At 39.8% G+C, this 10,968-nt stretch carries 4 protein-coding genes and 2 tRNA genes; all 6 read right to left on the minus strand.

Annotated features, from left to right (window positions below):
• Positions 1–6: 6 nt before the first annotated feature.
• The 6 genes from rpoC to B5E95_RS02615 all read right to left on the minus strand — a co-directional run bounded on the left by rpoC (position 7) and on the right by B5E95_RS02615 (position 10,838).
• On the minus strand, positions 7–3,660 hold the full coding sequence (rpoC, locus tag B5E95_RS02590) for a DNA-directed RNA polymerase subunit beta' (RefSeq protein ID WP_025005269.1): 3,654 nt from the start codon (positions 3,658–3,660) through the stop codon (positions 7–9).
• 15 nt (positions 3,661–3,675) lie between these two features.
• On the minus strand, positions 3,676–7,317 hold the full coding sequence (gene rpoB, locus B5E95_RS02595) for a DNA-directed RNA polymerase subunit beta (RefSeq protein WP_025005270.1): 3,642 nt from the start codon (positions 7,315–7,317) through the stop codon (positions 3,676–3,678).
• 222 nt (positions 7,318–7,539) lie between these two features.
• Positions 7,540–10,020: an ATP-dependent Clp protease ATP-binding subunit gene (locus B5E95_RS02600; RefSeq protein WP_087175956.1), complete on the minus strand. Its 2,481-nt coding sequence runs from the start codon at positions 10,018–10,020 to the stop codon at positions 7,540–7,542.
• A 106-nt stretch (positions 10,021–10,126) separates the two neighbouring features.
• On the minus strand, positions 10,127–10,582 hold the full coding sequence (locus B5E95_RS02605) for a GAF domain-containing protein (protein WP_087175955.1): 456 nt from the start codon (positions 10,580–10,582) through the stop codon (positions 10,127–10,129).
• A gap of 72 nt (positions 10,583–10,654) precedes the next feature.
• Positions 10,655–10,728, minus strand: a tRNA-Pro gene (locus B5E95_RS02610).
• Between the two features lie 35 nt (positions 10,729–10,763).
• A tRNA-Gly gene (locus B5E95_RS02615) sits at positions 10,764–10,838 on the minus strand.
• Between the last annotated feature and the right edge of the window lie 130 nt (positions 10,839–10,968).

Here is a 10,968-nt window from a genome sequence, read left to right on the forward strand (position 1 = left end):
TAAATTTTACTTACTTTGTTCTTTTTCTTTCATTTGCTTTTCAATATCAGCAATTGAGTAAACTGAATCTGGCTTCTTAACGTCAGCTTCAGGTTCCATGCTGCGGTATACAGGCATACCAGTACCAGCTGGAATAATCTTACCGATAATAACGTTTTCCTTAAGTCCAAGAAGTGGATCATTCTTACCTCTGATTGAAGCATCAGTAAGAACACGAGTAGTTTCCTGGAATGAAGCAGCTGACAAGAAACTATTAGTTTCCAAAGCAGCCTTAGTAATACCCAAGATAACGCTTTGTGCAGTTGCTGGAATACCACCAGAAATAATAACTTCCTTGTTACGGTCTCTAAATTGACCGATATCCATAACTTCACCTGGCAAGATGTCAGTTTCACCTGGATCAAGGACACGTACCTTTTGAAGCATTTGACGAGTCAATACCTCGACGTGCTTGTCGGCAATGTCTACACCCTGCATTCTATATGCCTTTTGAACTTCAGCCAAGATGTACTTTTCAGTAGTTAAAGTATCAGTAACTTGGATCAATTCCTTAGGATCAACAGAACCGAGAGTCAACTTATCACCACGGTGAACATAATCGCCTTCAGATACAGCAACAGAAGCAGTGTAAGGAACACTGTAACTTCTAGTATCAATCTTACCTTTAACAGTAATTTCACGAGTATGTTCTGCTGGATTTTCTTGAATTGAATCAATTACACCATCTACTTCAGAAATGGTTGCACGACCCTTAGGGTTACGTGCTTCGAACAATTCTTGCACACGAGGCAAACCTTGAGTAATATCTTCGGCACCGGCAACACCACCGTTGTGGAAAGTTCTCAAAGTAAGCTGAGTACCAGGTTCACCAATTGATTGAGCGGCAACAGTACCTACTGCTTCACCAACTTCAACTTCTTCACCAGTAGCAAGGTTCATACCGTAACACTTGCGACATACACCGTGTGGAGTATCACAGGTAAGAATTGAACGAATCTTAACATGGGTTACTCCTGCATCACAGATCTTATGAGCCATGTTTTCATCCATCATGACATCTCTGCCAACAATAGCTTCACCAGTCTTAGGATCCTTAACTGTTTCAGCAGTGAAACGACCAACCAAACGATCAAATAATGGTTCGATCATTTCGTCACCTTCCATGATGGCGCTAACTGTAATACCACGATCAGTACCACAATCATCATCACGAATAATAACGTCCTGAGCAACATCAACCAAACGACGAGTTAAGTAACCTGACTGAGCAGTCTTCAAGGCAGTATCCGTCATACCCTTACGAGCACCGTGAGTGGACATGAATAATTCCAATACTGACAAACCTTCCTTGAAGTTTGAAGTAACAGGAATTTCGAACAAACCACCGTTAGGAGTAGCCATCAAACCACGCATACCAGCTAACTGAGTAAAGTTAGAAATGTTACCACGGGCACCTGAGTCGGCCATGATTGAAATTGGGTTACGTGGTGAGTGAATTTGAGCAATTTCGTTTTGGATTTCATCCTTACATGCATTCCAAATACTAATTACCCGGTCGTGACGTTCTTGTTCAGTAATTAAACCACGTCTGAATTGCTTAGAAACAATATCAACTTGCTTACGTGCCTTAGCTACCTTTTCATCCTTATCTTGAATTTCTGGAACGTCATTCATACCAATAGTAATACCTGAAGTAGTTGAACTAGTGTAACCTAACTTCTTCAAGTCATCCAAGTATTCTGAAGTTCTTTGAACCTTGTAGTACTTGTAGATAGTAGCAATAGAGTCTGACAAGAAACTACTCTTGAATGGTGTAGCAATTAAATCATCGCCAACTTCATCAATCTTGTCATGAATATCTTGACCCTCACCTAAGAAGTACTTAGCATCCAAAGGATTATTTAAGTTTTCTTCACTTGGTTCATTGATGTAGAAGTAATCATCTGGGAATAATTGGTTAAAGACAAGCTTACCGTATGTAGTAATGAAAATGCCATGTTCATGACCTTGTGGCCATGGCTTCTTAGGCATAGCATCAGCTGACATACCAATAATAGTATGGTAGTGAATATCACCATTTTCATAAGCTACAGTTGCTTCAGCTGGTGAACTAAAGATCATGCCTTCACCTTCACGACCACGTTCAGCTTGAGTCAACCAGTAGTTACCCAAAACGATATCCTGTGATGGAGTAACGATTGGCTTACCATCCTTAGGAGCCAAGATGTGGTGAGCAGCAAGCATAAGTAAACGAGATTCAGCAACAGCTTCATCAGAAAGTGGTACGTGGATGGCCATCTGGTCACCATCGAAGTCGGCATTGTAGGCTTCACAAGCTAATGGGTGAAGTCTGATTGACTTACCTGGTACTAAAACTGGTTCAAATGCTTGAATACTCAAACGGTGAAGAGTAGGTGCACGGTTCAAAAGAACTGGACGTTCCTTAATAACGTCTTCAAGTACATCCCAAATATCATCATCTTCACGATCAATCTTACGCTTAGCATTCTTAATGTTAGAAGCAATACCGCGCTTAACCAATTCGTGCATTACAAATGGCTTAAATAATTCCAAAGCCATTGGACGTGGAACACCACATTGATAGAACTTCAATTTTGGTGAAACATCGATAACTGAACGACCGGAGTAGTCAACACGCTTACCAAGCAAGTTTTGACGGAAACGACCTTGCTTACCCTTAAGCATGTGTGAAAGTGACTTAAGTGGACGGTTACCTGGTCCAACAACTGGACGACCACGACGACCGTTGTCAATCAAAGCATCAACAGCTTCTTGAAGCATACGCTTTTCGTTTTGAACGATGATGTTAGGAGCGTTCAAATCAAGCAATCTCTTCAAACGATTGTTACGGTTAATTACACGTCTATATAAATCGTTCAAATCTGAGGTAGCAAAACGGCCACCTTCAAGTTGAACCATTGGACGAAGATCTGGTGGAATAACTGGAACTGCATCCATAACCATCCATTCAGGCTTATTACCTGAATTCTTAAATGCGTCCAAAATATCCAAACGTCTAATTGCACGAGTACGTTTTTGACCAGTTGCGGTTTGAAGCTCTTTCTTCAAATCTTTAACTTCTTTATCAAGGTCAACTTTCTTGAGCAATTCGCGAATAGCTTCAGCACCCATCTTGGCTTCAAAACGGTTACCGTATTTAGCTTTTTGTTCACGGTATTCTGCTTCAGTTAATAATTGCTTAGGCTCAAGATCAGTATCACCTGGATCAATTACGATATATGCAGCAAAGTAGATAACTTCTTCAAGCAATCTTGGAGAAATATCCAATACTAAACCCATTCTTGAAGGGATACCTTTGAAGTACCAAATGTGGGTTACAGGGGCAGCTAATTCAATGTGTCCCATACGTTCTCTTCTTACTTTTGAAGAAGTAACTTCAACACCACAACGGTCACAAACGATGCCACGGTATCTAACACCCTTATATTTACCACAGGCACATGACCAATCTTTAGTTGGTCCAAAGATTCTTTCATCAAATAGACCATCTTTTTCAGGTTTTAAAGTACGGTAGTTGATGGTTTCAGGCTTCTTAACTTCACCATATGACCAGCTTCTGATCTTGTTAGGTGATGCAAGACCAATTTGCATACTTTCAAATTTATTTACGTCGATCAAAAGTTTAACCTCCTACTATTTAGAAACTTTGTCGTCAGATTCATCTGCAGGAGCTACTGGCTTATCTGCATCTTTCTTATCGTCTTTTTTATCTTCTGATTTTCCAGTTTCTTCGGCTAACTTCTTTTTTTCTTGTTCTTCTGCCATACGTGACAATGAATCAATGTTTAAATGTTCACTTGAATCTTCATCCATATCACGAAGTTCAATTTCATTATGATTCATATCAAGAACACGAATATCCAAACCTAATGATTGAAGTTCCTTAACAAGCACACGGAATGATTCTGGAACACCTGGCTTAGGAATTCTTTCGCCCTTAACAATTGCTTCATATGCCTTTACACGACCAACAACGTCATCTGACTTATAAGTCAAGATTTCTTGCAATGTGTAAGCTGCACCATAAGCTTCAAGGGCCCAAACTTCCATTTCACCGAAACGCTGACCACCAAACTGAGCTTTACCACCCAAAGGTTGTTGAGTAACCAATGAGTAAGGCCCAATTGAACGTGCGTGGATCTTGTCATCAACCATGTGAGTAAGTTTCAAGTAGTGCATGACACCAACTGAAACACGGTTGTGGAATGGTTCACCGGTACGACCATCGTAGATAACAGTCTTACCGTCTTTATCAACACCAGCTTGACGAACAGTGTCCCAAACATCACTTTCGTTAGCACCATCAAATACTGGAGTAGCTACGTGAATACCTAATTGACGTGCTGCAGCACCCAAGTGCAATTCAAGAAGCTGTCCAATGTTCATACGTGATGGAACACCCATTGGGTTCAAACAGATATCTACTGGGGTACCATCTGGTAAGTATGGCATATCTTCTTCTGGAACGACAGCAGCAACAGTACCCTTGTTACCGTGACGACCAGACATCTTGTCCCCAACTTGAATCTTTCTCTTTTGTGCAATGTAAACACGAACCATAGTATTAACACCTGGTGAAAGTTCATCGCCGGCTTCACGGGTGTAAACCTTAACGTCTTGAACGATACCGCCACCACCGTGTGGTACACGAAGTGAAGTATCACGAACTTCACGAGCTTTTTCACCAAAGATAGCGTGAAGTAATCTTTCTTCAGCAGATAATTCAGTTACGCCCTTAGGAGTTACCTTACCTACCAAAATATCACCATCGTGAACTTCAGCACCGACGCGGACAATACCATCAGCATCAAGGTCCTTCAAAGCATCTTCACCGATGTTAGGAAGTTCTCTTGTGATTTCTTCAGGACCAAGCTTAGTATCACGAGCTTCTGATTCGTAGTCTTCAATACTAATTGAAGTATAAACATCATCCTTAACCAAACGTTCTGAAAGCATGATGGCATCTTCATAGTTGTACATGTTCCAAGTCATGAAGGCAATAAGTGGGTTTTGACCTAAAGCAAGTTCACCATGATCCATAGTTGGACCGTTAGCAATAACATCACTAGCATCAACATGATCACCCAACTTAACATTAGGAGTTTGGTTGTATGACTTAGAGTTGTTTGAACGACGATACTTTTCAAGAGTGTACTTGTCTAAAGTACCATCTTCACGTCTAATACGGATTTCGTTTGCATCTACGTATTCAACAGTACCAGCATCCTTAGCTACTAAGGCAGCACCTGAATCGTGAGCTGCACGATATTCCATACCAGTACCAACAAGTGAGCCATGTGGGTTGATCAAAGGAGCAGCCTGACGTTGCTGGTTGGCACCCATCAAAGCACGGTTAGAGTCATCGTTTTCAAGGAATGGGATACATGCTGAAGCTACAGAAACAACTTGTTTAGGAATAACGTCCATGTAGTCAATCTTGTCTGGAGTAACTTCGACGTTATCTTCCTTTTGACGAGCTAAGATTAAATCACTCTTAAATGAACCATCATCATTCAAAGGAGTGTTAGCACCAGCAATGATGTAGTTATCTTCTTCATCAGCAGTCAAGTAGTCGATCTTGTCAGTAACCTTGTGGGTCTTCCAAGATACACGACGGTATGGAGTTTCGATGAAACCATACTTGTTAATAATTGCGTATGAAGCAAGTGAGTTAATCAACCCAATGTTAGGACCTTCTGGAGTTTCGATAGGACACAAACGACCATAGTGAGTATAGTGAACGTCACGAACTTCATATCCAGCACGGTCACGAGTCAAACCACCAGGCCCTAAGGCTGACATACGACGCTTGTGAGTCAATTCACCCAATGGGTTGTGTTGATCCATGAACTGTGAAAGTTGTGATGAACCGAAGAATTCCTTGATACTTGCAACAATTGGACGAATATTGATCAATTGTTGTGGAGTAACAGTTGAAGGATCTTGGATTGACATTCTTTCACGAACAACACGTTCCATTCTTGCCAAACCGATTCTGAATTGGTTTTGAAGAAGTTCACCAACACGACGGATACGACGGTTACCCAAGTGGTCAATATCATCAGTTGTACCGATCTTGTCTTGCAATGCGAAGAAGTAGTTGATTGAAGCCAAAACATCTGCTGGAGTTAAATGCTTAACATCTGCAGCAATGTGACCATTTGACATTAACTTGACTTCACGTTCAGGATCTACCTTTGAGTAAACCTTAATTTCTTGAACTGTAATAGGATCTGGTAATACGCCTTCCTTTGAAGGTTGGTAAGTTACCATCTTGAAGTCATCACGATCAAGGTATGGAGCTAACTTGTCCATTACTTCGTGAGTAACAACAGTATCCTTCTTAGCAATGATTTCACCAGTATCTGGATCAGCCAAAGTTTCAGCTAAAGTTTGACCATACAAACGATTCTTAAGAGAAAGCTTCTTGTTGATCTTGTAACGACCAACTGGTGCTAAATCATAACGACGTGGATCGAAGAAACGAGCATACAAAAGTGAACGTGATGAATCAGTTGTCTTAGGTTCACCTGGACGTAATCTTTCGTAAATATCCTTTAAAGCTTCGGCTACACGAGAATCTGCTGGATTCTTGTGAACATCTTTGTCCAAAGTAAATTGCAAAGTATCGCTTTGACCAAACATATCGATGATGTCACTGTCTGAGCCAATACCCATAGCTCTAATTAAAACAGTAAGTGGCAACTTACGAGTACGGTCTACACGAACGAATGAAACATTCTTAGCATCAGTTTCATATTCAAGCCAAGCACCACGGTTAGGAATAACAGTAGTACCAAAGATTTGACGACCATTCTTGTCGTAATCACCAGTGTAGTACACACCTGGAGATCTTACTAATTGAGAAACAATAACTCTTTCGGCACCATTGACGATGAATGAACCTGATTCAGTCATTAATGGTAAATCGCCAAAGAATACATCTTGAGTCTTAATTTCACCAGTTTCTTGGTTAGTAAGCTTCAAAGTTACGTGCATTGGTGCAGCATAAGTTGCATCATGATCACGAGCTTCATCAACTGTATACTTAGGCTTTTGAAGCTTGTAGCCAACATATTCTAATGAAAGCTTACCTGAGAAGTCACTAATAGGCATGATGTCATCAAAGACTTCTTTAATGCCTTTATCAAGAAACCACTTATATGATTCGGTTTGAACATCAGTTAAGTTAGGGAGCTTCAATACTTCTTTAATGCGAGAGAAGCTACGTCTAGTTCGATGCTTACCGTAGTTCACTACGTGTCCATTTAACAAGGAAAAACATCCTTTCTGTCTAAGAAAGCAAATATTACATTTCTGTTACAAATTCAAAAAACTGCAATTTTAGGCATAAAAAAGACAAAAACGAAGCTTTTTCGTTTTTGTCCTTATCATTTTGCTGGACAATAGATCAGCAAAATCCTGAATCTCAGTCTTTTTAAACCAGCAAAAATTATATGCCTTTTTCTACTTTTTGTCAAGGTCTAATGCCTGATATCACTTAGTTTTTACCAGCTTTTTATCAGAAACAACATCAAATTTTAAATGGCCATGTTGACTACCGATTTTTAAAGTATCATTTGATTTTACTTCACTGGTAATCAACATTTCTGCCAATTTATCTTCGATATTATTTTGAATTGCTCTTCTAAGTGGTCGAGCACCATTTTCGGGATCATAACCATCTTGAACGATTTTATCTAGAGCAGCGCGAGAAATCTTAAGTGTGATTCCTTTCTTCTGCAAACGAACTACCAATTTATGAGTCAACAAGGTAACAATGTCACGCAATTGTTTCTTAGTTAATTCATCAAAGATAATCGTCTCATCGATTCTATTCAAAAATTCTGGACGGAAGAATTGTTTAATTGCTTGCTCTACCTTAGCTTGTCTTGCCTTAGCTTGATCAACCTTATCAGCATTAAAGCCTACAGCCTTGCTGTCAAATAAAGTACGTGATCCCAGATTAGAAGTCATGATAATAATCGTATTTCTAAAATCAACTTTTCTGCCTTTAGAATCTGTCAAAAATCCTTCATCTAAGACTTGCAAAAGTAAATTGAATACATCTGGGTGAGCTTTTTCAACTTCATCAAGCAAGACAACAGAATATGGATGACGACGAACTTGTTCAGAAAGTTGACCGCCCTCTTCATAACCAACATAACCAGGTGCTGACCCGATTAACTTGCTGGAAGCGATTTGATCCATATATTCTGACATATCTAATCTGATCAAATTATCTTCTGAGCCAAACATTGCAGCTGCAACTGACTTAGCAAGTTCCGTTTTACCTACACCAGTTGGGCCCAAGAATAAGAATGATCCAATTGGGCGTCGTTCATCTTTAATACCACTTCTACTACGACGAATTGCACGAGCTACAGCGGAGACAGCTTTATCTTGTCCAATAACTCGTTTGTGCAAAATACTTTCGAGGTTAGCTAATTGGCGACTCTCATCCCTCTTCATTTGAGTAACTGGTACGCCTGTCCAATCAGACACTACCTTGGCAATATCTTCTGGTTCAACAATAGCCTCAGCACTAACTTTAACTTGCAGCGCATTTTCCATTTTTTCTCGTTGCATTTGCAAGTTATTTTGTGCTTCTTGAAGTTGCGCAGCCTGAACAAAGTTTTGACTTGCAGCAGCTTCATTTTTTTGCTCAATAATACTCTTTATTTTTTCATTAATTTGAACTAAATCTTTATTTGAACCAACATTAGTCTTAATTTTAACAGCTGCACTGGCTTCATCTACCAGATCAATTGCCTTATCGGGTAAGAAACGATTGGTAATGTAACGGCTAGATAGATCAACAGCATCCTCAAGACTGGCATCTGAAATAGTTACATGATGGAACTTCTCATATTTAGGTCTAAGTCCATTCAATATAGCCAATGTATCTTTCTTAGTAGGTTCATTCAAACGTACTTGTTGAAAACGCCGGGCTAATGCTTGATCTTTTTCAATATACTTTTGATATTCATCAAATGTAGTAGCACCAATCATTTGAATATCGCCACGAGCAAGTGATGGCTTCAAGATATTAGAAGCATCGATTGCTCCTTCAGCACCACCAGCACCAATCAAAGTATGCATTTCATCAACAAACAGAATGACCTTGCCATCTTTAGCAATTTCATCCAAAATCTTCTTCATTCTATCTTCAAACTCGCCACGATACTTGGTACCTGCTACTAAACTGCCCATGTTAAGAGCCATTACTCGTTTATTGAGTAAATTCTCTGGCACTCTTTTATTAACAATTTCTGTAGCAATTGCTTCAGCGACTGCAGTCTTACCTACACCAGGTTCACCTACTAAAACTGGATTATTCTTAGTACGACGAGACAAAATTTGAATAACTCGCTTAATTTCCTTTTCGCGGCCAATAACTGGATCAATACCGCCTTCACGAGTACGTTGATTCAAATTAACAGCTACTTTATCTAGAGTTGGTGTAGTACTATTTTTACGTTTCTTTTGCCCTGTAGCTGTATTGCTATTACCTAACCAGCTTGCTGAGTCGCCAAAATCTTGTTCCTGATCTAAGCTATCATTAACATCTTGACGTAAGCGACCAATATCCACATTTAAATTCTTGAGAATCATGGCCGACAAGACTTGTTCACTAGCTGTTATTCCAAGCAAAACATGATTAGTTTCAATTTCTTTATATCCACCTTGATCGGCTTGTCTTTTTGCATAATCTAGTGCCAAGCTTAAACGAGGTGACATTTCCATATAACTAGTTTTAGGTGCTGAACCGTAGCCGGTGTAGCGCTCAATTTCTTCACGCACAGCAGTAGGAGTTAAGCCCCATGAACGAAGTATCTTCCCTGCTTCACCGTCTGTTTCAATTACTAAAGCCAATAAAACGTGTTCTGTTCCGATTAAGCGATGATGGAAATTCTGTGCTTGTTCACGTGCAATTTCCAATACTTGATTAACGCTTTTACTGTATGAGTTTTCCATACAAACACCACCCCTTTAAAATACGTTATGGTATTTTACTTTTATTTTGTCAGTAAGTAAAATAATTTAACTTATCTCCGTGATCATTATGATCAAAAACGCGCAATTAATCAAAAATTGCGGCGGCAATTTCAGTTAAATATTTTTGATCTGTTTCATCAAAATTGTTTAGCTTAGTAGAATCAAAATCGAAAACGCCCCATAATTTTTCATCCTTAAAAACAGGCACGACGATTTCAGAATTCGAAGCACTGTCGCAAGCGATGTGACCAGCAAATTCATGGACGTTGGGCACAATTTGCGTTTTTTCTTCCTTAGCTGCTGTTCCGCAAACGCCTTTACCCATTTGAATATGCACACAAGCTGGCATCCCTTGGAATGGGCCTAAAATCAACTCGCCGTTTTCAAAGCGATAAACACCAGCAAAATTAACATTATTAAGCGAATTAAACAAAAGCGCAGATAAATTAGCAGTATTGGCAATCCAGTCATCTTCGCCATCAACTAGTGCCTTTGCCTGCTGCACTAACAATTCATAATTTTCTTTCGTAGTAGCTGTCATTCTCATGTCCCCTATAGTTTTAGTGTGTATTATAGCAAAAAAAAGCTGTCTATTAAGACAGCTTAAATATAATCGGGAAAACGCGATTTGAACGCGCGACCTCTACGTCCCGAACGTAGCGCTCTACCAAACTGAGCTATTTCCCGAAAAAAAGACTCACCATTCGGTGAGCCTTCTATCTTGGAGCGGAAGACGGGATTCGAACCCGCGACCCCCACCATGGCAAGGTGATGTTCTACCACTGAACTACTTCCGCACAACAGTTACTATTATAGCAAATGCATTTTTCATTGCAAGGTATTTTGCCAAAAAAGATAAATTTATTTTAGGCACAAAAAAAGCTCACTTCCGTGAGCTTTCATCTTGGAGCGGAAGACGGGATTCGA

This window comes from Lactobacillus gallinarum (assembly GCF_002160635.1).
Taxonomy (GTDB): Bacteria; Bacillota; Bacilli; order Lactobacillales; family Lactobacillaceae; genus Lactobacillus; species Lactobacillus gallinarum.

Excerpts from the sequence above, each read along its gene's own strand:
- B5E95_RS02600 (WP_087175956.1), bottom strand. The coding sequence starts at position 10,020 with ATGGAAAACTCATACAGTAAAAGCGTTAATCAAGTATTGGAAATTGCA.
- B5E95_RS02605 (WP_087175955.1), bottom strand. The coding sequence starts at position 10,582 with ATGACAGCTACTACGAAAGAAAATTATGAATTGTTAGTGCAGCAGGCA.